This is a genomic window from Micromonospora purpureochromogenes (assembly GCF_900091515.1).
Classification (GTDB): domain Bacteria; phylum Actinomycetota; class Actinomycetes; order Mycobacteriales; family Micromonosporaceae; genus Micromonospora; species Micromonospora purpureochromogenes.
Genome location: NZ_LT607410.1, coordinates 3,143,073 through 3,165,867, shown reverse-complemented (window position 1 = coordinate 3,165,867; position 22,795 = coordinate 3,143,073). Strand labels below are relative to the sequence as shown.

The window sequence follows — 22,795 nt, the reverse complement described above, 5'->3', positions numbered from 1 at the left end:
GCGGTCAGCGCATCCGGCGTTCCGGGTGGGCCCGGTTCCAGACCCGCATCCGCTCCGGGTAGCCGGTCCGCGCCGCCTCGTAGAGCGGCACGGCGTGCCGGCCGGCCAGCTTCGCCGCCACCTGCGGCGAGCCGGTCCGGCGGCGGATCCACTCGCCGTCGTGGGCGATCGCCACCACCGTGGTGTCCGTGGCGGTGGTCTCCGGCTCCAGGTAGAACTCCACGCCCTGCCGGCTGATCACGAACTCCTCCAGCGCGGCCAGGTCCTCGCGGGTGGCCTCCCGGTCGAGCTTGGTCGGGGTGGGGACGGCGGCCCGGGACCGCCGGCTGAACCAGCCCATCTGCCCGCTCCTCTCCTCGGCGTCCCTCCAGTGGAGCACCGTCACCTGACAGTCGGCTGCGAGGCCGGTGAGCGCGAGCTGACCGGGCACGCTCAGTCGAGCGCGGCCAGTTCCTCGGCGGAGAGCCGCAGCGCCCCGGCCGCGATGTTCTGCGTCAGGTGCGCCTCGTCGCCGGTGCCGGGGATGGCCAGCACGTGCGGCCCCTGGTGCAGGGTCCAGGCGAGGCGTACCTGGTGCGGGGTGACGCCGTGCGCCCGCGCGATCTCGTGGACGGCGGCGGTGTGCTCGGCCGCCGCGCCCGCCTCCCGCCGGGCGCCGGCGAGAGCGAAGAACGGCACGTACGCCACCCCGCGCGCCCCGCACTCGCGCAGCAGCGCGTCCTGGTCGCCCCGGTTGTCGACGGCGTAGCTGTTCTGCACGCACACCACCGGGGCGATGGCCTGCGCCTCGTCGAGGTGGTCCAGGCGGACGTTGGACAGGCCGAGGTGCCGGATCAGCCCGGCGTCGCGCAGCTCGGCCAACGCGCCGAAGGACTCCGCCACCGAGTCCCGCCCGGGGCGCTTCACGATCCGCAGGTTCACCACGTCGAGGTGGTCGCGGCCCAGCCGGCGCAGGTTCTCCTCGACGTGGGCGCGCAGCCCGGCCGGCGTGGCCTCCTCGCGCAGGCCGGTCGCCGGGTCGTACCCGAAGCCGACCTTGGTGGTGATCACCAGCTCCTCCGGGTACGGGGCCAGCGCGGCGCGGATCAGCTCGGTGGCGTACCGGGCGGGGCCGGTGCCGACGTTCAGGGTGCCGCCCGGCGAGACGTAGAAGGCGGCGGTGTCGATGTGGTTCACGCCCAGCTCGACGGCACGGCGCAGCACCCACACCGCGCGGCCCGGGTCGGGGTCGACGGTGGTGCGCATCGAGCCGAACCCCATCCGGCGGACGACGCGGTCGCCCAGGGTCCAGCCGCCCGCGGCGGCGGCGGTGATCTCTTCGGTAGGCATCCGGCGACCTTAGCCAGCACGGCTGGGCTGCGCAGTCGGCCGCGCACCCGATACCGCGCGCGGCCGGCCGCTGTTAGGTTCTATGTGCTGGCGGGGTGCGCCGGCGGCCGGGTCACCGGCACCAGCGCCAGGGTGGGCAGCAGCAGCAGCGGCACCACGAGCAGCGCGTGCAGCGTCCCCACCCGGTCGCCGAGCAGGCCGAGCAGGGGCGGCCCGGCCAGGAACGACGTGTAGCCCAGCACCGCCACCACGCTGACCCGCGCCGGCGCCCGGTGCTCGTCGTCCGCGGCGGCGCTCATCCCCACCGGGAAGCCCAGCGAGGCGCCGAGTCCCCAGAGCGCCACCCCGGCGATCGCGACCGGCCCCGAGCCGGCCAGCACCGCCACCGCCGCGCCGAAGGCGGCGAGCAGGATGGTGGCGAACAGGACGGGCACCCGCCCCCAGCGGTCGAGGGCGACGGTGCCGGCGGTCCGCCCGATCGTCATGCCGGTGACGAAGACCCCGAAGACGGCGGCGCCGACGGCCTCGCTCGTGCCGTACCCGTCGACGAAGGCGACCGCGAGCCAGTCGTTCGCGCTGCCCTCGGCGAACGCCATCACCAGCACCAGCAGGCCGAGCAGCAGGGTGCGCGGCTCCCGCCAGGCGGCGAGCAGGCCACCGCGCCGGGTGGCGGCGGTGTCCGGCGCCGGCTGGGCGGGCAGGAAGGCCCGGGCGCCGAGGATCGTGCCGCCGAGCACCACCGCCGCCAGCACCGCCAGGTGCGCGCCGATCGGCACCCCGACGCGGGCGGCCACCGCGCCGATGCCGGCGCCGGCCACCGAGCCGAGGCTCCAGGCGGCGTGGAAGCGCGGCAGGATGGTGCGCCCCAGCCGCTTCTCGACGGCGGCGCCCTCGACGTTCATCGCCACGTCACAGGTGCCGGAGCCGTAGCCGAGGGCGAACAGGGCCACCGCCACGCCGGGCAGCGAGCCGGCCACCCCCGCGGCCACCCCGACGCCGGCCATCCCGACCGCCACCAGCACGGTCGACGCCACCACCGTGCGGGCCGCGCCGAGGCGCTGGGTGACCAGCCCGGCGGTGGTCAGGGCGAGCACCGCGCCCCCGGACATGGCCAGCAGCAGCAGGCCGAGCCGGCCGGCGCTGAGCCCGAGCGAGTCGCGGACCGCGGGGACCCGGGAGAACCAGGACGCCACGGCGAGGCCGTTGAGGGCGAAGACCACCGCGACGCCGGTGCGGGCGGCCAGCACCTGCCGGGGTACGGCGGGGCTCGGCGCGGTGACGAGTGGGCTCACGGCGGGCGGTCCTTCCGGTGGTACGGCGTCTCGCCGTCGATCACACACCGGTTTGGTCACGACCACAAGCCAGATGCGCTCCTTACCACATGCTGGTCAGAGCGCGGGCAGCCCGAGCGCCTCGTCGACCCGGGCCAGCACCGCCGCGTCGTCGTCGGCCCGTACGCCCCGCAGCAGGTCGATGGCGGTGGCTCGGACCTGCCCGACGATCATCGCCAGCGGCAGGGTCTGGCCGGGGGTGAAGAGCCGCCCGGCGCCGCGTACCGCGGCCAGGGCGGCGGCCTCGGCGCGGGCGGCGTGCCGGTCGCCGGCCTCCTCCGCGCCGTCGAGGTCGGCGGCGAGCGCCTCCCCCGCCGCCCGGACCGCCTCGGCCAGGTCCCGCAGGGCCGCGCCCAGTTCGGGCGGCACCGGGGTGGGCAGCCGGTTGAACGTCACGCCGGCCCGGGCGAGAACCCGCACGTTGCGGACCGCGTAGTCGAGCTGGCCGACCGTGGCGTCGACGGTGCGCAGCCGGCCGATGTGCCGCCGTCGCCGGACGTTGAGCCGGACCGCCTCCCCGGCGGCGAGCACCGCCGTGCGCAGCCGCTCGACCGTCGCGTCGAGCTGGCGGGCCCGGTCCAGCGCGGCCAGCGCGGCGGGCTCGTCCCGGGCGTCGAGGGCCGCGGCGACCTCGTCCAGCACCTCGGCCATCCCCTCGTAGGTGCGGCGGAACTCGGCGACCAGCGGCGCGAGCGGCCGTCGGACGTCGATCAGCTGGCTGGCCACCACCGCCACCCCGCCGCCGATGAGCGCGTCGACGAACCGGAACGGCACCAGCGACTCGGTCGGTGGCGAGACCACCACCAGGTAGAGCGCGGAGACCGCGGCCTGCACCACGGCGACCGTGCTCGCCCCGACCGCCACGGCGAGCGCGATGGTGAGCAGGATGACCGTGAACACCGTCCAGCTGGTGCGCGGCCCGAGCGCCTGCACCACCAGGTCGGCGACGAGGACGCCGGCGGCGACCCCGAGCAGCACCTCGACCGCCCGGCGGACCCGCTGGCCCCGGGCCTGGCCGAGCACGATCAGCGCGGCGGCGGGGGCGAAGAACGGCTGCGGGTGGCCGACCAGCCGGGTGGCCAGGATCCACGCCACCGTCGCGGCCAGGGTCGTCTCGACCACCGGCAGCCAGCCCTGCCGCAGCCGCCCGGCGGCTTCCCGGAACCAGCCCCACCGGACCATCGCCGCCTCCTCGCCCCGTTCGGGCCCCACCGTAGCCGGGCCGGCGGGTCATGGCCGCCAGGCCCCGGCCGCCTGACCCCGCGTACGCCCGGAAGTCGCGCGGCGGCCCGTCGACCGGTCCGGCCGGTGCGGCCGAGCACGCCGGTCGACCGATCGGCGGTGAGACGCTGAATTGTTCGCCGTAGTGCGGGCATACGCGGGCGTCTACGCTCGCCAGCGTGGATCTGCTGACCGGTCTGCTCGACGGCCCCCGCGCCCGGGGGGCGTTCCTGCTCCGCTCGCTGCTGGACCCGCCGTTCGCGCTGCGGATCGAGGATCGCGCGCCGCTGACCGTGGTGGCCGTGGTGCGCGGCACCACCTGGGTGGTGCCCGACGGCAGCGCAGCCGAGCTGCTGCACCCCGGGGACGTGGCGGTGCTGCGCGGCCCGGACGCGTACACCGTCGCCGACGACCCGGCCACCGCGCCGCAGGTGGTCATCCACCCCGGCCAGCGGTGCACCACCCTGCGCGGCGAGCCGTTGACCACCACCCCGGCGGCGGGGGTACGCACCTGGGGCACCGGCACGCCGGGCCGCACGGTGCTGCTGACCGGGACGTACCAGTTGCCGGGCGAGGTCAACCGGCGGCTGCTCGCCGCGCTGCCCGCGCTGCTGGTGGTCCGGGCCGACGAGTGGCGCAGCCCGCTGGTCGGGCTGCTCGCCGACGAGGTGGTGCGGGACTCCCCCGGCCAGGAGGCCGTCCTCGACCGGCTGCTCGACCTGCTGCTGATCGCCGTGCTGCGGACCTGGTTCGACCGGCCCGGCGCCACCCCCTCGTGGTACGCGGCGGCGGCCGACCCGGTGGTCGGACCGGCCCTGCGCCTGCTGCGCGACGATCCGGCGCGCCCCTGGACGGTGGCGGCGCTGGCCGCCGAGGTCGGGGTGTCCCGGGCCGCGCTGGCCCGCCGCTTCACCGAGCTGGTCGGTGAGCCGCCGATGGCCTACCTGACCGGCTGGCGGCTGAGCCTCGCGGCGGACCTGCTGCGCGAACCGGACGCCACCCTCGGCGCGGTCGCCCGCCGGGTGGGCTACGGCAGCCCGTTCGCGCTGAGCACCGCCTTCCGCCGGGTACGCGGCATCAGCCCCCGCGACCACCGCACCCGCACCCCGGTCGCCTGACCGGACTCACCGCCGGCCCTCGCTCCACTGGTCGGGACACCGGCGCGCCGGACGCGGCATCGCCGGCCGATTCTCGGCCGACCGTCAGGCGATCATGGCCTGCCCAGAGCCGGACACCCGGCCGGTGGGACAGGTCAGGAGCCGGTGAAGGCGCGGAGCAGGGCGCGGACGGCGGCGCGCAGGTCCTCGCGGCTCTCCGGGCTGCCGGGCGGCGGCGCGCTGAGCGCGCCGGCGCCGACGAGGCGGTCGAAGAGCAACCCGTCGACGAAGGCGACGAACTGGTCGCCCTGCCGCCGTGGGTCCGGCGCACCGGCCCCCGCCAGCAGCGCCCGGGCCTGCTCGCGCAGCACGGTGCCGTGCGCCAGGATCGGCCGCAACTCGGGTCGGTGCACGGCCTCCAGCAGGCAGGCGTAGCGGGCCAGGCTACGGTCCCGCCCGACGGTGAGCCAACGGTCCAGCACCTGCGCCGTGGCCACCGCGAGGTGGTCGAGGTCGGCCGGGGTGAGCCGCGGCGGCGGCCCGGGGGGTGGCGCGTCGGTGGGCAGCTCCCGGTCGGCCAGGTCGGCGCGGTCCAGGTCGGCCAGGCGGCGGACCACCGCCTCGATCAGCGCCTGCCGGGTCCGCAGGTACGCCGACGTGGTGCCGACCGGCACCCCGGCCCGGGCGTCGACGGCGCGGTGGGTCAACGCGCGCATCCCGCCCTCGGCGAGCAGCGCGATCGCCGCGTCGGCCAACGCCGCCACCCGCGCGGACCGACCGTTCATCCGGGCCTCCTCGTCGGTGTTCTACAGCTGTAGTATTAACTTCTACAGTTGTAGAAAGGCGGCCGGGATGGACGGACACGCGGTGGTGGTCGGCGGCGGGATCGGTGGCCTGGCCGCCGCCCTCGCCCTGCACCGGGCGGGCTGGCGGGTGACCGTGCTCGAACGCGCGCCGGAACTGGGCGAGGTGGGAGCCGGGCTGACCCTGATGTCCAACGCGCTGCGGGGACTGGACGCGCTCGGCGTCGGCGAGGCCGTCCGCGCGCACGGCCGGACCGAGGCCCCCGGCGGGCTGCGCACCCGGAGCGGACGCTGGCTGTCCCGGGTGGACGGCGCCGACCTGACCCGGCAGCTCGGCACCGCCGCGCTCGGCGTCCACCGGGGCAGGCTGCACGGCGTGCTGCGCGACGCCCTGCCGGCGGCCGCGCTGCGCACCGACGCCGAGGTGGTCGACGTGACGACCGGTCCGGACGGCGCCCGGGTGCAGCACCGCTGGCGCGGGGAGCCCGCCGAACTCGCCGCCGACCTGGTGGTGGGCGCCGACGGGCTGCGCTCGGCCGTCCGTTCCCGGCTCTGGCCGGAGCACCCCGGGCCCACGTACGTCGGGGCGACGGCGTGGCGGGCGGCGATCCGCTGGGACGGCTCGCTGCCGACCGCGGTGAGCTGGGGCCCGGGCGCCGAGTTCGGCATGGTCCCGCTCGGCGCCGACCAGGTCTACTGGTACGCCGCGGTGACCGCCCCACCCGGCGGGCGGGCCCCCGACGAGCTGGCCGCCGTGCGGGAGCGCTTCGGCGACTGGCACGACCCGGTTCCGGCGCTGCTCGCCGCCACCCGGCCCGAGCAGGTGCTGCGGCACGACCTGCACCACCTGGGCACCCCACTGCCGTCCTACGTGCGCGGCCGGGTGGCGCTGCTGGGCGACGCGGCGCACGCGATGACCCCGTACCTCGGTCAGGGCGCCTGCCAGGCGATCGAGGACGCGGTCACGCTCGGCGCGGCCTGCGCCGGCGGGCCGGCACACGTCGACGCCGCGCTCGCCCGCTACGACCGGGAGCGCCGCCCGCGCAGCCAGGCGGTGGCCCGGGCCTCGGCCCGCGCCGGCCGCTTCGGCCAGCAGCTGCGCCACCCGGCGGCGGTCACGCTCCGCGACACCCTGATCCGGCTCACCCCGTCCCGCGTCGCGCTGCGCCAGGCGGCCCGGTACGCCGACTGGCACCCGCCACGCGACTGAGCAGACCGGCCCCGGCCTCACCGGATTCGGCGGTCAGCAGCCGGCGGCGGCCAGGCCGGCGTACTCGGGCGAGGCCAGGAAGCGGGTCAGCACCTCGACGGTGCCGGGGGTGTACGGGCGGCCGTCGAGCACCTCGCCGGGCGGGACGAAGAGCATCGCCGCGCCCTCGCCGAGCACCACGTCCTCCTGCCGAGCCCGGGTGGCGGCCCAGAAGTAGTGCTTCACCCGGTCCAGCTCCGGCAGCTCCTGGCTGGCGAAGAGCCGCAGCTCGCCGTCGGGGCGCAGCCCGGTCTCCTCGTACAGCTCGCGGCTCGCGGTCGCCGCGGCCGTCTCCCCCGGCTCCCCGTGCCCGCCCGGCAACCCCCAGACGTCGGGATGGTTCGGGGCGTGTTCGTCGCGGAGCTGCAACAGCAGCCGGCCGGCCGGGTCGACGAGCAGCACGCAGGCGAGGAGACGCATCCGGTCGGCCTAGTCGCCGGGCCCGCCACAGCGGCCGGGCGCGGCGGGCGGCGCGGTCAGGGGCGGCCGCGCCACAGCGGACTGTCGACGTAGTGGTTGTCGTAGCGCTGTCCGCTGGCGGCGATCTCGGCCGGGTCGGCCTCGCCCCGGTACACCCGCTCGAGGAGCCGGTAGTAGTCGAACCGGTCGATGCCGGGGGTGAAGACCACCAGCACGTCGGCGGACTCGCCGCGGGCCGGGGCGAAGGCGTGCGGGGTGTGCGCGGGAACGAGCAGGAAGTCGCCGCGGCGCAGGGTGCGGATCTCGTCGGCGACCAGCACGTCCAGGACCCCGTCGAGGACGAAGAACGTCTCGGCGGCGCGGGTGTGCAGGTGCGGTGGGGCGCCGGGCGAGCCGGTGTGCAGGGTGGCCCGGTTGGCGGTGAGCGCGCCGCCGGTCTCGCCGGCGTCGCCGAGCAGGGTGATCAGGCTGGTCGGGCCGTCGGCGAGGACGGTGGCGTCGTCGGCACGGACATGCAGTGGTGCGTCGGTCATGGTGCTCGCCTTCTGATGGGGACGGTGGTCAGGACGGGGGCGCGACGAGGCGCTCACGGGTGTTCCGCGGGGTGTCCGGGTAGCGGTCGCCGACCGCCTTTCGCAGCTGCGCGAGGGTCTGCCCGGCCAGCTCCCGCCGCCAGGCCAGGTCGGCGCGGCGCATCGCCTGGGAGATCAGGCAGGCCTGCCGGTAGTCGACGTCGGCGCGACCTCCCGGCCCCTGGCGGAGGATCTGCGCGCAGCGGAAGGCCTCCTCCGCCCCCTCGATGGCGGTCACCACGTCGAGCAGGGTGATCTCCTCGGGGGCGCGGGCCAATCGGAACCCGCCGCGCGGGCCGGAGACGGACCGGAGAATCCCGGCCCGCACCAGGGCCTGCAACTGCTTGTTGAGGTACGCCGTGGGTAGCCCGTAGAAGGCGGCCAGGCGGGCGGCCGACACCGCACGCCCCGGCTCCAACCAGGTCATGTTGAGGCAGCTGTGCAGCGCCCACTCGACGCCCTCGGCCATCTTCATATTCTGGATACTATATATCCAGGATCTGCTCGGCAAGCGTTCCGCACTGCCGGGCGCCGATTCCGGCCCGCCGGTCGGCCCGTCGCCCGGCGGCGGCGGGTCGAGGAGCACCGTCCACCCTGGCCGAATTCCCTCACCGCCCTCCCCGAGGTGGAGAGCCGAAATTGCGTCCGGCCAACCCTTCAGACTATCGATCGCGCCCATTTATGGCGTCAGCCGAAAGGGAGAACGGGCCGGTAAGATCGGTGACACGGTTGTGACTGATCGCTGACTGCGGATAGTGAGTGCGATCACACACACTGCTGGCATGAATACGGGACTCGACCGCGGCAGGGCATTCCGCCTCGCGGTGTGTCTCGCCCTGGTGGCGATGCTCACCGGGTGCATGCAGCTCAACATCGGCCTGACCGTCAACGCCGACGACACGATCGACGGGCAACTGCTGCTGACCGCCGACAAACGGTTCCTGACCACCGACAACAGGACCGTCCAGGTCGGCTTCGCCGAACTCCGGCAGAACATCCCCACGTTGCCGAAGGGCGACGAGTGGGTCTACGAGAATGAAGGCTTCTACGGTTCCCTGATCACCTACCACCACACTCCGCTGAAGGATTTCACCAGCGAGAGCGTAAGACTGGTCCGGGAGGACGATCTCTACCGGTTCAGCCTCCCGCTCGATCCGAAGAAATACGGCGGGAAGGTGGCCGAACAGGATCCGTTGAACCAGGCGAGGTTCATGCAGTTGATGTCGTTCGAGATTTCCCTGACCTTTCCCGGTCGGGTGATCGACACGAACGGCACGCGCATCGGCCGCTCGGTCACCTGGAAGGTCGTCGCCAACCAGGAAAAGCCGCTCGAGCTGCGGGCGGTGGCCGAGGCGGCGCCGAAGCCTTCGCCGTCCGCCACGGCGGCCGCCTCCCCCGGCGGTGACGAAGGCGGGTCGTTCCCCTGGCTCCTGGTCCTCGGGTCCGTGGTCGTCCTGCTCGTGGTCGGCGCGGTCGTCGCCGTCCTGCTGCTGCGCCGACGGGGCCGGTCCGCCGCCGCTCCCGCCGCGACTCGGACGGGCGCGGCCGTCGCGCCGGCCGCCACGCCACCGGCGGAGCATCCGAGGCCGGTCTGACCCCGACAGGGCCGGACATCGCCACCACCCGGGCGGCCGGGCCGGGCACACCAACCCGGCCGTCGCACCTCACCATCACACCCCCTCCTCCCGGCACCATCCGAAGGGAGATCGCTATGAACGATCTCTACACCTGGGCCGCCCTCGGCAGCCTCACCGGCGCGAGCGCCGCCACCCTGCTGACCGCCAACGTCGTCGGCGGCCTGCTCGGACCCTCCGGCGACAAGGCCCGCAAGTGGATCGCGTTGGGCGTCGCCCTGGTGCTGTCCTACCTGACCGCGGCGTTCGCCACGGACGCCGGCGCCGAGAAATGGATCATCGCGTTCTTCAACGGGCTGATCATCTTCTCCGCCGCCCTCGGTATCAACCAGCTGCCGCCGGGCAACCGGCAGGCGACGCAGGCGTCGCCGAGCCGGGTCGCCCAGGGCGGCGCCGAGCCCCGCTACATCCGTTCCTGGGTCTGAGAGAGGTGAGCGTCATGGTCTTCGGAATCATCAGCGCCGCCGTCCACATCGTCCTCGGCGCCGCGTTCGGTGGGTGGGCCGGCGGCACCCTCGGTCTGCTGATCGGCGCGGTCGTCGGGCTGCTCGTCGGCGCCCCGTTCGGCTGGGCGGTCGCCTCGGCCGGGGTGTACGGCCCGGACGCCCGCGGCGTCTGGCTCTTCCTCGTGGACCACACCTGGAGCCTGCTGAACACCGCCGTCGGCGCGGTCTACCTCGCCGTGCACCTGATCTTCGGTCACCAGCTCGACCGGACCACCTCGCAGCACAGCTGCCGGGTCAACCTCGTGGAGGGCGTCTCCCCGCGGTACGCCACCACCATCGGCACGGTCTGCGCCGGCTCCAGCCCCGGCATCCAGCGGCACGAGGACGTGCACATCTTCCAGGGCCGGCTGCTCGGCCCGCTCTACATCCCGCTGGTGCTGCTCAACTACGTGCTCTTCACCATCGCCCCGGTCTGGTTGCTCTGGCACGACCACACCAACGCGCCGATCAACGCCTTCACCCGGTACTTCGAGATCGGCGTCTACCCGCACGTCTGGAACGAGGCCATCGCGTACCGGATCCAGGGGAGCCCGCCGCGATGACCGACGACGGGCGTGGACCGGTCGAGGCGGCCACCGCCGACCTGGCGGCGTGGCTGGCCACCGCCGCGGGCGAGGGCGTCCCGGTCGGCCCGCCCGCCGACGGCGGACCCGCCGACGGGCTGACGGTCTGGCCGCTGGAGCTGCGGCCCGGCCGGCAGACCCGCGGCACCGGCAACCGGGAGCCGTACCGCTTCACGGTCCGCTACCTGGTCAGCGCCGCCGGCCCGGCGGCGCTGCCCCGGCTGGACCGGGTGCTCGCCGCCGCGGTCGTCGACGGGGAGCCGGAGGTGCTGCTCGAGGCCGGCGACCCGCAGCTGTGGCGGGCGTTCGGTGTGCCGCCCCGGCCGGCGCTGCTGATCGACGTACCCGCGCAGGTGGCCCGGCCGCTGCCGGCCGCGCCGCCGGTGCTGCGCCCGCTGCGGCTGCGGCAACTGCCGATGCGCACCCTGGACGGCCGGGTGGTCGGCCCGCAGGAGCAGCCCCTCGCCGCGATGCGGGTCGAACTGGTCGGCACCTCCCAGGCCACGCAGACCGACCCGGCCGGCCGGTTCCGGCTCACCGGCGTGCCGGACGACCCCGAGCAGCCCGGCCCGGTCCGGCTGCGCCTGGTCGGCCGCGGCCACACCCTCACCGCCGACGTCGACCCCGCCGACACCGACCTCGTCATCGTCTGCGAACCCCCGGCCCGCTGACCCGGACCACCCCCGCGCACCAGGAGGACCGATGCCCAACTACTTCTCCCCCGGCATCTACGTCGAGGAGGTGCCGAGCGGGGCCCACCCGATCGGGCCGGTCGGCATGAGCACCGCCGCGTTCGTCGGCATCGCCCCGGACCGCGGCGCCCACGTGGACCGGGCGATGCCGGTGAACAGCTGGTCGGAGTTCCTGCGGCTCTACGCCGGCGGCGAACGCCCGGAGAGCACCCCGCTGGCCCGCGCCGTCTTCGGCTTCCTCGACAACGGCGGCACCCGGTGCTGGGTGGTCAACGTCGGCGAGGGCGGCCAGCTCACCGGCGGCGGCCAGCGCCGTACCGGCCTGCAACTGCTGGAGGCCGTCGACGAGGTGTCGATCCTCGCCGCGCCCGGCTTCCACGACCCGGTCTCGCACGAGGCCCTGCTGAGCATGGCCGAGCGGCTGCGCACCATGGTGGCGATCTGCGACCCGCCCCCCGGCATCGACGACATCTCGGCGCTGACCCGGGTCGCCACCCCCAGCTCCGCCCGCGCCCCCCGCGCCGCCGACGCCAAACCCGCCGAGGGTACGGCCAAGCCGGCCGACGACGACGACGGCGGCGGCGGCGGCGGCGGCGGCACCGTCGCGTACCGGCCCCGGCAGTCGGACTTCGGCACCTGCTACTTCCCCTGGCTGCGGGTGCGCGACCCGCTCAGCGGCGACCTGGTGCTCACCCCGCCGAGCGGGCACATGGCCGGCATCTGGGCCCGCACCGACGGGCTGCGCGGCGTGCACAAGGCCCCGGCCAACGAACCGGTACGCGGCGCCGTCGACCTGGAGTACCTGGTCACCCGCCCGGAGCACGACGTGCTCAACCCCAAGGGCGTCAACGTGATCCGCTACTTCGCCGGCGAGGGCATCCGGGTGTGGGGCGCCCGTACGCTCGCCGCCGAGGCCAGCGAGTGGCGCTACCTCAACGTGCGGCGGCTCTCCATCTCCATCGAGCAGGCCATCGCCAACGGCACCCGGTGGATGGTCTTCGAGCCGAACGACTTCTCGCTGTGGCGCTCCATCCGCCGCGACATCGGCGCCTTCCTCACCCGGGTCTGGCGCGACGGCGCCCTGCTCGGGCGTACGCCGGAGGAGGCGTTCTTCGTCAAGTGCGACGAGGAGACCAACCCGGCCGACGTGCGCGACGCCGGCATGGTGGTCGCCCACATCGGCATCGCGGTGGTCAAGCCCGCGGAGTTCGTGGTGTTCAAGCTCAGCCAGTGGGCCGGTGGCACCGAGACCGAGACGATCGGAGGCTGACATGACGACCCCCGCCACGCCGCAACCGGGCGCGCCGGTCGACCCGTACCGGGCCTACAACTTCAAGCTGCTCATCAACGGCATCACCAACGGGCACTTCACCGAGGTCAGCGGCCTGGAGGTGACGATCGCCCGGCGGGCGTACCGGGAGGCCGGCAACGACCGGATCCGGGCCGTGCCCGGCCAGGTCGACTACGCCCCGGTGACCCTGCACTTCGGGCTCACCTCCTCCCGCGAGCTGTGGGACTGGGTGCAGGCCGCGGCCCGGGGGACGGTGAACCGCCGCAACGTCTCGGTGGTGCTGCTCGACGCCGCCGGCACCAGCGAGGCGCTGCGCTGGAACATGATCAACGCGTGGCCGATGCGGTGGCGGGGCGCGCACCTGCACACCCTCTCCCAGGAGATCGCCATCGAGGCGCTCACCCTGGCGTACGAGGGCCTGGAGCTGGAGTCGGGCAGTGCCGCCGCCGCGCCCAGGACCGCGTAGCTGGCTGGCCCGGCGGCTGCGGGACGCCGCCGACGCCGTCGAGCGGGACCTCGCCCCGACCACCGGTGGCTCGCCGGACGGAACGCCGCCGGACCGGCCGCCGGCCCGGGTGAGGCCGGGGGTGCCGTCGGCCGAGGCGGCGCGGGACGTGCCGCGCCGGCCGGGCCAGCCGCCGGAGCACTGGCTGCGCCTGGTCGCCGCGCACGCCCCCGGCCTGCTACGCGGCCTGGACGTCGACCCGGACGCTCTGCCGGACGCCGGGTCGCCGGCGGGTGCGCGCGACCCACGGGGCGGGCCCGCCGACGGGGCGGGTGGCAACAGGCCGCCCGCCCGCTCGGGTCCGTCGGCGCTACCCCCGGGCAGGCCGGGTACGGCCGTGGGCTGGTGGCCGCGCAATCGCGACGGGGGTCCGGGCTCGTGGTCCCGTGACGCCGACGCCGCCGTGGGCGCGTGGCGGGGCGACCCCGATGGCGGCCCGTGGCCCGGCACGCCCGACGCAGCCGTGACCTCAGGGCACGCCGACCGCGACGGCACCATTGGCGCGCGGCCCGGCGACCCCGTTGGCACCGTCGGCTCGTGGCCCAGTGACCCCAGCGCGGGCGTGGGCTCGTGGGCCGGCGCCCCCGACACGGGCGTGGGCTCGTGGGCCGGCGACCCCGACACGGGCGTGGGCTCGTGGGCCGGCGACTCCGGCACCGGCGTGGGCTCGTGGGCGGCCGACTCCGGCGCGGGCACCCGTCCCGGGTCCGCGACTGAGGGCAACTGGCCGGATGGCGTCAACGGCACAGTCGGGCCGAGTTCTCCGGCCGCCGGCAGCTTCCCCGCCGTCCCCGACCCGAGTGGCAGGCCGGGAGCCACCGCGCCGGACTCCCGGCCGGGACCGCCGCCCGCGCATTCCTGGCCCGGCCGACCGGAACACCACCGGTCCCGACAGCCCGAGCGACGGGTCCGACAGCCGGCCGACGACGTCGACCGTTCGCCGGGGCGTGGCGCCGGCGCTCACCCGGGGCCGGCAGCCTGGCAGATTCGTCCGGCGATACCCGGCCCCGGATTCGGCGACCTCTCGCACACCGGGCCCGGCGACGGCGGCGCCCACCCGCACCGGGACGCGCTGCCGCTCGCCGGTTCCGGCGAACCCCGCGTCGGCCGGGTCGACCAGTCCGAGCAGGATCCGGCGACCGCCTCCGTCGAGGGGACGACAGCCGATGGCCGGGCGGGCACCGCCACCGACCCGGCGCACCGACGAGGCACGACCGGCGGAGATCACGTCGGCGCGCTCCGGTTCCCCGCCCCCTGGTCCCTGCCGACGGGAGCGCGGGCGGGCACCGACCACCCCGGACCGCCGGCCGGTCCCGGGGCGGGCCGGGCGCCCGGGGCGTACCCGGGCGACCTCGCCCGGACGGCCGAGTACCCCGGCGTCGCCGCACCGACCGGCTTCGACAGCGCATCCTGGTCCGCCGACCGGTGGCCGCCGGCGCGGCCCGGCAACGGGTGGCCCGACGCGTTCGCGCCCACCCCGGCACCCGACCCGTGGCCGGTCCTGCCGGACGGGCCGGCGGGCGGCGGCGCCGGGGGCGTACCCCCGACGGGAGCGACCACGACGGGGCCGGCGGGGCGGTGGGCCGGGGATCCGTGGCCGGCGCTGCCCGACGACCCGGTGTGGCGGCCGGCCACCGGCGACGGTGACGGCGAGCGGCTGCGCCGCCTCGACCACGAGCAGCGGGGGGCCTGATGGAACGGGTGGCCTTCCTGGTGGACTCCTCCGGCGTCCGGGTGGACTGCCTGCTCAACCCGGAGACGGTGCAGGTGACCCGGCTGGCCGGAGTACGCCCGCGCGGCGTCGGCGACGGGCAGCTCACCGGCGCCGGCCTCGCCGACGACCCGCTGGTCTTCACCGGCGGCGGCCGCACCGAGCTGGTGCTCGACCTGCTCTTCGACACCGACCTGGTGGACGCGCCGACCCGCCCGGAGGACGTGCGCGCCCTCACCCGTCCGCTGTGGATGCTGGCGGAGAACTCCGCCACCGCGCACGGCTGGCTGCGACCGCCGCTGGTCCGGCTGGTCTGGGGCAAGACCTGGAACATTCCCGGCGTCATCGTCGCGATCGCCGAACGGTTCGACGCGTTCACCCTCACCGGCTCGCCCCGCCGGTCCTGGCTGCGGCTGAAGCTGGTGCGGGTGGCGGAGTCCGCCGACGAGGCCCAGGAGGGCTTCGACGAGGAACTGGCCGCCGCCACCACCCCGGTGGCCGCACCCGGTTCGGCGGTGGTGGCGGCCGGGGACGGCTCCGCCGTGCCCGGTTACTCCGGGGTCCGCTTCGACCTGCTCGCCCACGACGCGCTCGGCTCGCCGCTGCGGTGGCGGCTGCTCGCCGAGCACAACCGGATCACCGATCCGCTGACCGTGCCGGCCGGCACCGCCCTCGCGGTGCCCCCGCTGACCGCCGCCGCGACCACCCCGACCACGCCGGGAGGTGCCCCGTGACCGCCTGGCCGACCGTGCTGCTCGACGGCGTACCGCTGGACGCCCGCCGGCTCCGGTCGGTGCGGGTCGCCGGGCGGCTGGACCAGCCGACCCAGTGCGAGATCGGCTACGCCGCCGGCCCCGGCGCCGCCGCGCTGGACCTCGGTCCCGGCCCGGCGGTGCCGACCGGCGCGAGGATCGACGTCCGACTGGACGACGCCGGCCTGTTCACCGGGGAGGTGACCTGCGTCGAGGTGGAGTACGCCGCCGACGGCACCGCCCTGGTCCGGCTGCGCGGTTACCAGCCGCTGCACCGGCTGCGCAAGCGGCAGCAGTTGCGGGTATTCGAGTCGGTGACCGCCGCCGACCTGGCCCGGGACCTCTGCGCCGAGGTGGGCCTCGACGTCGACGCCGAGGAGGACGGCCCGCGCCTCGAGCGGGTGCTCCAGCACCGGCACAGCGACCTCGACCTGCTGCTGGAGGTGGCCGGCCGGGCCGGGCTGCACCTCGCCGACGACGAGGACCGGCTGCGGCTGGTCACCCTGGACGGGCACGGCGAACCGGTCATCCTGACCCTCGGCCACACCCTGCACTCGCTGCGGATCGCGGCCAACCTGGACCGGGCCGCCGGGCAGAGCGCGGCGCTGGGCTGGCATCCGCAGCGCGCCGAGCCGATCAGCCAGCGGGCCGACGCGGCGCGCACCGGCCGGCGCATCCCGCTCGACCCCGACCCGGCCACCGTCGGCGCGGACGGGGTGCGCACCGCGGTGGACCAGCCCGGCCGCAGCGACGACGAGCTGGCCGCGATCGCCCAGGCCGGCCTGGACGCCCGGGTGGCCGCGCTGGTCACCGCCGAGGGGGTCGCCGAGGGCGACCCGGCGCTGCGGCCCGGCCGCCGCGTCGAACTGGCGGGCGTCGCCGACCCGGTCGCCGGGGTGTACGTGCTGACCGAGGTGGTGCACACCATCGACGCCAACGGCCACCTGACCCGGTTCAGCACCGCCCCGCCGCCGGCCCCGGCACCCGCCCCGGTCGCCGGCGCGGTGGTCACCCTCGGCACGGTCACCGACGTCGACGACCCGGACCGGCTCGGCCGGGTCCGGCTGACCCTCCCCGCCTACGGGGACCTGGACGCCGGCTGGCTGGCCGTGCTCTGCCCCGGCGCCGGGGCCGGCAAGGGGATCGTGGCGCTGCCCGACCCGGACGACACCGTGCTGGTGGCGCTGCCCGGGGGCGAACCGGCCGCCGGGATCGTCCTCGGCTCGCTCTTCGGCGCGGTCGAGCCGTACGACGCGGGCATCGCCGACGGGCGGTCCGGCCGGTGGTCGGTGCGTACCGGCAGCGGCCAGACGATCGTGGTGGACGACGCGGCGCGCAGCCTGAAGCTCGCCACCGACGCCGGCAGCTTCCTGGAGCTGACGCCGGAGCTGACCACCCTGCACGCCGCCACCGACCTGGTGCTCTCCGCGCCGGGCCGGGCGATGGTGGTACGCGCCCGCAGCGTCGATTTCCTGCACGCCGAGACGACCGAGGACGCGCCGACCGCGCGGGAGCGGGCCGCCGCGCTCGCCCGGCAGACCTCAGGAGGCCGCTGATGCGCTGGATCCACCTGCAATCCGTGATCACCTGCGACCACGACGGGCGGGTGACCAACCGGGCGTCGCAGCGCTGGGTGACCGTCACCGGCGTACCGGTGCTGGTCGACGACGACCCGCAGGGGCGGGACATCGTGGCCTGCCCGAACTACGGGCCGACGGTGAAGCCCTGCACGAAGACGCTGCCGGTGCGGGTCGGCTACAGCGACTGGCTGCGCGTCGACGGGCACCGGATCGTCCTGTCGCACCTGGACGGGTTCACCGACGGCACCCCGCCGGGCCTGGTCCACCACACCGTCCGCGACCCGCGGCAGAGCCTGGTGGAGGCGGACCGATGAGGGCCTTCCGCTTCGTGGGCGCCGGCTTCGACGCCGGCCGCACCGGTGGTCTGGCGTTGACCGCGGCCGGCGGGCTCGCGATGACCGAGGGCGACGAGACGGTACGCCAGGCGCTGTACCTGCTGCTCTCCACCACCCCGGGCGAGCGGCTGATGCGCCCCGGGTACGGCTCCCGGCTGCACCGGCTGGTCTTCGCGCCCAACGACGACACCACCGCCGGCCTGGCCATCCACTACGTCCGGCAGGCGATCCGGCGCTGGGAGCCGCGCGTCGAGGTGATCGACGTCGACGCCGGACCGGACCCGGACGACCCGTGGCGGCTGGTGATCCGGCTCGACTACCGGGTCCGGGCCAGCCTCTCCCCCGGCCAGCTGGTCTTCTCCGTCGACCTGCTCCCCGACGACGAGGAGACCGACGGGCCGGACCATGACCACGCCGAGAGGGACGAGACATGACGCTGCCCGTGCCGCACCTCGACGACCGCGCCTTCCTCGACCTCGTCGCCGAGGCCCGGGAGCGGATCCGGCAGTCCTGCCCGGCCTGGACGGACCTGTCCGCGCACGACCCGGGAATCGCCCTGGTGGAGGCGTTCGCGCACCTCACCGAGGTGATGATCTACCGGCTGAACCAGCTGCCGGAGAAGGCGTACGTGCAGTTCCTCAACCTGCTCGGGGTGGCCCGGCACGCGCCGTCGGCGGCCTGGGCGGACGTGCGGTTCACCCGTACCGGGGGCGAGCACGGCGCGGTGCGCATCCCCGCCGGCACCCGGGTCGCCGCGGCGCGCGGCGCCGACCCGAAACCGGTCGTCTTCGTCACCACCGAGCCGGCGACGCTGGCCGCCGGGCAGGCCGAGGCGACCGTGCGGATGCACCACTGCGAGCCGGTCGAGGCGGAACTGCTCGGCACCGGCACCGGGCAGCCGGGGCAGGCGCTGCGCGCCGCCCGGGCGCCGCTGGCCCGGACGGCGGAGCCGCTGGACCTGCTGCTCGGGGTGGAGGTGGCGCCGGGCTCGGTGGAGCTGGGCGCGGCCGCCCGGGAGCACGAGGGACGGACGTACGAGATCTGGCGCCCGGTGGACAGCTTCGCCGGGGTCGGCCCGCAGGCCAAGGTGTACCTGGTGGACCGCTGCTCCGGGGTGCTCACCTTCGCCCCCGCCCTGGACCTGCGCCCGTCCGGCGACGGGTCGGCCGGGGCGGCGGCGACCGGGGCGGCCGGCTCGGGACTGGTGACGGTGGCCGCGGTGCCGCCGGCCGGGGCGGGGATCCGGCTCTGGTACCGGGCCGGCGGCGGGCGCACCGGCAACGTCGCCGCCGGCACGCTGACCAGCCTGCGCGACCCGCTGCCCGGGGTACGGGCGGAGAACCCGGAGCCGGCCAGCGGCGGGCGGGACATGGAGACGCTGGACTCGGCGCTGGTTCGCGGGCCGTACGAGTTCTTCGCCCAGCAGCGGGCGGTGACCGCCCGGGACTTCGAGATCCTCGCCGCCGGCTCCGGGGCGGTGGCCCGGGCGCGGGCCTTCACCCGGGCCGCGGTCTACAGCTTCGCCCGGCCGGGCGAGGTCGAGGTGGTGCTGGTGCCGTACGTGCCGGACGAGGCGCGGCCCGGCGGCCGGCTGCCGGTGTCGGTGCTGCGCGAGCACGAGGTGGAGGAGGCACGCCGCCGGGTCGAGGCGGACCTGGACCGCCGCCGCGCCCTCGGCACGAGCTGCCGGGCCGGGTGGGCCCGCTACAAGGCGGTCTCCATCCGGGCCCGGGTGGTGGTGCGCCGGGAGGAGGACGCCGAGGCGGTGCGGCGGCGCATCCACGACCGGCTGCACCAGACGCTGAGCCCGCTGCCCACCACGCTGAACCCGGCCGGCTGGGCGTTCGGCGAGCCGCTGCGGGCCTCCAACGTGTACCGGATGCTGGAGCACGCCGAGCCGGGCGTGCGCTACGTGGAGTCGGTGCGCTTCGTGGTCGACGAGGCCCCCGACGCCGAGGTACGCACCCTCGCCGTCGACCAGTACCAGGCCCGCACCTGGTACGCGGGCCGCGGCGAGGTGTTGTTCCGCTCCACCAACGCCGGCGCCGGCTGGGAGCCGGCCGGCCGGTTCGAGGGCGAGACGGTGCTGCGGGTGTCCCCCGCCCCCGCCCCGGTACGCCCCGGCGTGACCGCCCGCCCCGGCTCGGTGGCGGCGGTGACCGTCCGGGCCGCCGGTGGCTCCCGGGTGCACCTGAGCACCGACCTCGGCGAGAACTGGTCGCTCCTGACCGACCTGGACTCCCGCATCTCCGACGTGGCCTGGATCGACCGGGACGGCGCGGGCGCGCTGCTGCTGGCCACCGACACCGGCCTGTACGAGGTCTCCCTGCTGCCCGGCTCGGTGCCGTTGCAGATCCTGGTCGACCCGGCCGACGCCGACCGCGGCTTCTACGCCGTGCGCGCCTTCGTCTCGGAGCGGGGCGCGCCCGGGGTGGCGGTCGCCGCGCAGGCCGGGTTCGGCGTCTACCTCTCCACCGCCGCCGGCCGCCCGGGCAGCTTCACCCACGTCGGGCTGGCCAACGTGGACAACCGGGTCCTCGCCGTGCAGTACGACGGCCCGGCCACCCTGCTCTGGTCGGGCGCCGGCGAGCCGGACCCGAAGAAACCCGGGCAGGGCTGCCACCGCACCCGGCTGTTCGAGTCGGACGTGAAGTGGCAGTCGGTGCAGGCCGGCTGGATCGGCGGCACCTGCCGCGACCTGGCCTTCGCCGGCACCCTCGCGCTGGCGGCCACCCAGAGCGGCGGGGTGGTGCGACTGGACACCCTCGCCGCGCAGCCGCAGTGGCAGCCGGTGATGGTCAACTGTGGGCTGCCGCTGCGGGACCGGACCCGGTTCGTACCGGTCGACGCGATCGCCGCCACCGGCGGCACCGACCGGCTGATCCTGGCCGGCGGCGAGCGCGGGGTGTACCGCAGCGGCGACGCCGTGGACTGGACGCCCAGCGCCAACCAGGCCACCGCCGACGTGGTGACCGTCCCGGACACCTGGCTGCTCTGCTCCGGCGAGCACGACATCGAGGTGGTGCGGCAGGATGCGCCGAGCGGCGATTGAGCGGCTGCTGCCCGCCGCGTACCAGCGGGCCGGCGTCCCCGGCAGCGTGCTGTTCGCGCTGCTGGAGGTGATGGAGGCGCTGCACGCCCCGGACGAGGCGGTGCTCGCCGACGTCGACGCGCTGTTCGCCCCGTACCGGGCGCCGGACGGGTTCGTCGGGTACCTGACCCGGTGGGTGGCGATGGACCACGTGCTCGCCTCGCCCCGCCCGGACGCGCCGCCGGCACTGCCGATGGGGCGGCTGCGGGACCTGGTGGCGCACGGCGCGCACCTGGCCCGCTGGCGGGGCACCCCGTACGGGATGCGGAGCGCCCTGGAGCTGGCCACCGGGGTGACCGGGTTCGTCCTGGACGAACCGGTCGACCGGCCCTTCCACCTGGTGGTCCGGGTGCCGCCGGCCGCCGCCGGCTCGCTCGCCCTGATCGGCCGGATCGTGGCGGCGGAGAAGCCGGCCGCGGTGACCGCCGAGGTCGTCCTGCTCGGCGACGCCGACCCCGCCGACCCGCCGGCCGACCCACCCACGGACCAGCCGGCCACCGGCTGGTCCGGACCTGCCGCCGACCCGGCTCCCGGGGCCGCCATCGGTCGGCATCCGGTCGACCCGGAGCCCGGCCACCCGGGCGACCCCGAACCGCCCGTCGACCCGCCGCCGCTGCCCACCGGCCCGGCGGTCGGCCGGGCCGCCGTCCCGCCCCCACGCACCCTTCCACCTCCGGGACCGTCCGCAGAGGAGCCGTCATGACCACCGAATGGGCCGTCGTCGCCGCCGCCGAGCAGTTCACCCTCGACACCGGCAACCACGGCGAACTCACCTTCACCGTCTCGAACCCCGGCGCCGCCCCGGACACGGTGGTCTTCGACGTCGCCCCCGGGGAGGGCAGCCAGCGGTCCTGGTTCACCGTCGCCGAGCCGCAGCGGGTGGTGCCGGGTCAGGGGTCGGTCTCCTTCCTGGTCCGCCTCGCCGTGCCGCCCGGCACCGCGCCCCGCCGCTACGACATGACCGGCTTCGCCTACTCGGCGAACACCGCGCCCGAGGAGAGTTCCCGCTCCAGCGGCCGGGTGACGTACGAGGTCCGCGCCGTCGCCCCGCCCCGCCGCGCCCCCTGGCCGTGGATCGCCGCGGCCGTGGCGCTGGTGCTGCTGGTCGGCGCGGTGGTCGGCTGGCTGGTGACCCGACCGGAGGACGCGCCCGCCCCGGGCGAGCCGCAGGTGGTCACCCTGGAGGCGGAGAGCCTGGTGGCGCAGGCGAAGGTGGAGTCGCCGACCGGCGCCGCGGCGAAGGTGGTGGTCCAGCCGAACTGCTGCGGGGTCACCTGGTCGCAGGACCGGCAGCTGTTCTTCCAGGGCCTGGCGGTCGGCGACCAGGTCACGGTGACCGTCGACCTGCCGAAGGCCGCCGTCTGGCGGTTCTCCGCCGCCCGCACCACCTCGTTCGACTACGCCAACACCATCTTCCAGATCGACGGCGTCCAGGTCGGCGGGACCTTCCTCGGCTTCACCCCGAAGGTGGTCCGTACCGACTTCGAGGACGTCGGCACGCTGCGGCTCGGCAAAGGGCCGCACCAGGTGACGCTGGTGGCGGTGAGCAAGACACAGGCCTTCGACCGGTACTTCGCCGGGATCGACCAGATCCGGTTCACCGAGGTCGGCGGGGCGGCGGCGGCCCGGCCATGAGCGGGCGACGCAAGCTGCTGCTGGTGGGGCTGGCCGTCCTGCTGGTGGTGCTCTTCGTGGTGGCCGTCGGCGCGGGCCGGGGCGACCGGGGCGGCCCGGACGACGACGGCGCCGTCCGCTGGCTGGGCCGGCTGGTCGGCGACAGCGCCACGATCGACCCGGCGACGGTGCGGGCCGGCTGCGACCGTACCGGGGACACCCTGACCGTGGTCGGCGCCTGCGTGCTGCGCGTCGCCGACCCGGACGGGCTGCGCACCCTGGTGCTGCGCAGCCCGGACCGGTTCCGGGTCACCGCGCCGGCGCCCCGCGACGCCGGCTTCACCGTGGACGACGAGGTGGAGCCGGGCGAGGACGGCACGGCCGTGGCGAAGGTCGCCGTCGACCGGGCCAGCGAGATCACCGTCGGCTGTGCGGGAGGTGTGGCGTGCGCGGTCACGATCGGATCCTGAGCCGCCGGGCGGCCTGGCCCGTACCCGCT

The 22,795-nt window shown here is 76.0% G+C and carries 25 protein-coding genes; 17 read left to right on the top strand and 8 right to left on the bottom strand.

Annotated elements, in window-relative coordinates:
* Positions 1-4 precede the first annotated feature (4 nt).
* The 4 genes from GA0074696_RS14685 to GA0074696_RS14670 form a co-directional block, all read right to left on the bottom strand.
* Entirely contained in the window at positions 5-340 is a 336-nt protein-coding gene (locus GA0074696_RS14685) for a hypothetical protein (RefSeq protein ID WP_088964566.1), read from the bottom strand.
* 92 nt (positions 341-432) lie between these two features.
* Positions 433-1,329 carry an aldo/keto reductase gene (locus GA0074696_RS14680; protein ID WP_088961627.1) on the bottom strand — a complete coding sequence of 299 codons (897 nt, stop codon included), beginning with the start codon at positions 1,327-1,329 and terminating at the stop codon, positions 433-435.
* 80 nt (positions 1,330-1,409) lie between these two features.
* Entirely contained in the window at positions 1,410-2,621 is a 1,212-nt protein-coding gene (locus GA0074696_RS14675; RefSeq protein WP_088961626.1) for an MFS transporter, read from the bottom strand.
* A gap of 96 nt (positions 2,622-2,717) precedes the next feature.
* A complete protein-coding gene (locus GA0074696_RS14670; protein WP_088961625.1) occupies positions 2,718-3,842 on the bottom strand; it encodes an FUSC family protein in 1,125 nt (374 codons plus the stop codon).
* Between the two features lie 218 nt (positions 3,843-4,060).
* On the opposite strand from GA0074696_RS14670, the gene GA0074696_RS14665 reads away from it, so the two are divergent.
* A complete protein-coding gene (locus tag GA0074696_RS14665) occupies positions 4,061-4,999 on the top strand; it encodes an AraC family transcriptional regulator (RefSeq protein ID WP_088961624.1) in 939 nt (312 codons plus the stop codon).
* A gap of 134 nt (positions 5,000-5,133) precedes the next feature.
* Here the strand turns inward: GA0074696_RS14665 and GA0074696_RS14660 are convergent, their stop codons facing one another.
* Complete coding sequence (locus GA0074696_RS14660; protein ID WP_088961623.1) at positions 5,134-5,763, bottom strand: TetR/AcrR family transcriptional regulator; 630 nt, start codon at positions 5,761-5,763, stop codon at positions 5,134-5,136.
* A 67-nt stretch (positions 5,764-5,830) separates the two neighbouring features.
* Here GA0074696_RS14660 and GA0074696_RS14655 point away from each other — a divergent pair, with 67 nt between their 5' ends.
* On the top strand, positions 5,831-6,991 hold the full coding sequence (locus GA0074696_RS14655) for an FAD-dependent oxidoreductase (RefSeq protein WP_088961622.1): 1,161 nt from the start codon (positions 5,831-5,833) through the stop codon (positions 6,989-6,991).
* 33 nt (positions 6,992-7,024) lie between these two features.
* Here the strand turns inward: GA0074696_RS14655 and GA0074696_RS14650 are convergent, their stop codons facing one another.
* From GA0074696_RS14650 to GA0074696_RS14640, 3 genes are read right to left on the bottom strand one after another with little or no spacing between them, the layout of a single operon-like run.
* Positions 7,025-7,450: an NUDIX hydrolase gene (locus GA0074696_RS14650; protein WP_088961621.1), complete on the bottom strand. Its 426-nt coding sequence runs from the start codon at positions 7,448-7,450 to the stop codon at positions 7,025-7,027.
* Between the two features lie 56 nt (positions 7,451-7,506).
* Complete coding sequence (locus tag GA0074696_RS14645; RefSeq protein ID WP_088961620.1) at positions 7,507-7,983, bottom strand: cupin domain-containing protein; 477 nt, start codon at positions 7,981-7,983, stop codon at positions 7,507-7,509.
* A gap of 28 nt (positions 7,984-8,011) precedes the next feature.
* A complete protein-coding gene (locus GA0074696_RS14640; RefSeq protein WP_088964565.1) occupies positions 8,012-8,491 on the bottom strand; it encodes an RrF2 family transcriptional regulator in 480 nt (159 codons plus the stop codon).
* 391 nt (positions 8,492-8,882) lie between these two features.
* On the opposite strand from GA0074696_RS14640, the gene GA0074696_RS14635 reads away from it, so the two are divergent.
* The 15 genes from GA0074696_RS14635 to GA0074696_RS14565 all read left to right on the top strand — a co-directional run bounded on the left by GA0074696_RS14635 (position 8,883) and on the right by GA0074696_RS14565 (position 22,766).
* Positions 8,883-9,617, top strand: coding sequence for an LppM family (lipo)protein (locus tag GA0074696_RS14635; RefSeq protein ID WP_231925380.1), 735 nt, complete (start codon positions 8,883-8,885; stop codon positions 9,615-9,617).
* 116 nt (positions 9,618-9,733) lie between these two features.
* The gene (locus GA0074696_RS14630) at positions 9,734-10,081 is read left to right on the top strand and encodes a hypothetical protein (RefSeq protein ID WP_088964564.1); all 348 of its coding nucleotides are present in this window, start codon (positions 9,734-9,736) and stop codon (positions 10,079-10,081) included.
* Positions 10,082-10,095: 14 nt separating this feature from the next.
* Positions 10,096-10,704: a glycine zipper family protein gene (locus GA0074696_RS14625; protein WP_088961619.1), complete on the top strand. Its 609-nt coding sequence runs from the start codon at positions 10,096-10,098 to the stop codon at positions 10,702-10,704.
* Positions 10,701-11,396: a carboxypeptidase-like regulatory domain-containing protein gene (locus GA0074696_RS14620; RefSeq protein WP_088961618.1), complete on the top strand. Its 696-nt coding sequence runs from the start codon at positions 10,701-10,703 to the stop codon at positions 11,394-11,396. The genes GA0074696_RS14625 and GA0074696_RS14620 overlap by 4 nt, the downstream gene beginning before the upstream one ends.
* A gap of 31 nt (positions 11,397-11,427) precedes the next feature.
* Positions 11,428-12,687, top strand: coding sequence for a phage tail sheath family protein (locus tag GA0074696_RS14615; protein WP_088961617.1), 1,260 nt, complete (start codon positions 11,428-11,430; stop codon positions 12,685-12,687).
* Between the two features lies 1 nt (position 12,688).
* A complete protein-coding gene (locus tag GA0074696_RS14610; protein ID WP_088961616.1) occupies positions 12,689-13,174 on the top strand; it encodes a phage tail protein in 486 nt (161 codons plus the stop codon).
* Positions 13,146-14,906 (top strand): hypothetical protein, encoded by a 1,761-nt coding sequence (locus GA0074696_RS31385; RefSeq protein WP_088961615.1) that lies wholly within the window; start codon positions 13,146-13,148, stop codon positions 14,904-14,906. The genes GA0074696_RS14610 and GA0074696_RS31385 overlap by 29 nt, the downstream gene beginning before the upstream one ends.
* A complete protein-coding gene (locus GA0074696_RS31380) occupies positions 14,906-15,658 on the top strand; it encodes a CIS tube protein (RefSeq protein WP_088961614.1) in 753 nt (250 codons plus the stop codon). Before GA0074696_RS31385 ends, GA0074696_RS31380 begins: the two co-directional genes overlap by 1 nt.
* Positions 15,655-17,232, top strand: a complete 1,578-nt coding sequence (locus GA0074696_RS31375; RefSeq protein ID WP_088961613.1) for a phage baseplate assembly protein V — start codon at positions 15,655-15,657, stop codon at positions 17,230-17,232. The genes GA0074696_RS31380 and GA0074696_RS31375 overlap by 4 nt, the downstream gene beginning before the upstream one ends.
* The gene (locus GA0074696_RS14590) at positions 17,232-17,570 is read left to right on the top strand and encodes a hypothetical protein (RefSeq protein WP_088961612.1); all 339 of its coding nucleotides are present in this window, start codon (positions 17,232-17,234) and stop codon (positions 17,568-17,570) included. Before GA0074696_RS31375 ends, GA0074696_RS14590 begins: the two co-directional genes overlap by 1 nt.
* Complete coding sequence (locus GA0074696_RS14585) at positions 17,567-18,025, top strand: GPW/gp25 family protein (RefSeq protein ID WP_088961611.1); 459 nt, start codon at positions 17,567-17,569, stop codon at positions 18,023-18,025. The genes GA0074696_RS14590 and GA0074696_RS14585 overlap by 4 nt, the downstream gene beginning before the upstream one ends.
* Positions 18,022-20,643 (top strand): putative baseplate assembly protein, encoded by a 2,622-nt coding sequence (locus tag GA0074696_RS14580; RefSeq protein ID WP_088961610.1) that lies wholly within the window; start codon positions 18,022-18,024, stop codon positions 20,641-20,643. The genes GA0074696_RS14585 and GA0074696_RS14580 overlap by 4 nt, the downstream gene beginning before the upstream one ends.
* Complete coding sequence (locus GA0074696_RS14575; RefSeq protein WP_157745932.1) at positions 20,624-21,385, top strand: phage tail protein; 762 nt, start codon at positions 20,624-20,626, stop codon at positions 21,383-21,385. Before GA0074696_RS14580 ends, GA0074696_RS14575 begins: the two co-directional genes overlap by 20 nt.
* A complete protein-coding gene (locus tag GA0074696_RS14570) occupies positions 21,382-22,317 on the top strand; it encodes a hypothetical protein (protein ID WP_088961609.1) in 936 nt (311 codons plus the stop codon). Before GA0074696_RS14575 ends, GA0074696_RS14570 begins: the two co-directional genes overlap by 4 nt.
* Positions 22,314-22,766, top strand: a complete 453-nt coding sequence (locus GA0074696_RS14565; RefSeq protein ID WP_088961608.1) for a hypothetical protein — start codon at positions 22,314-22,316, stop codon at positions 22,764-22,766. Before GA0074696_RS14570 ends, GA0074696_RS14565 begins: the two co-directional genes overlap by 4 nt.
* Positions 22,767-22,795 lie beyond the last annotated feature (29 nt).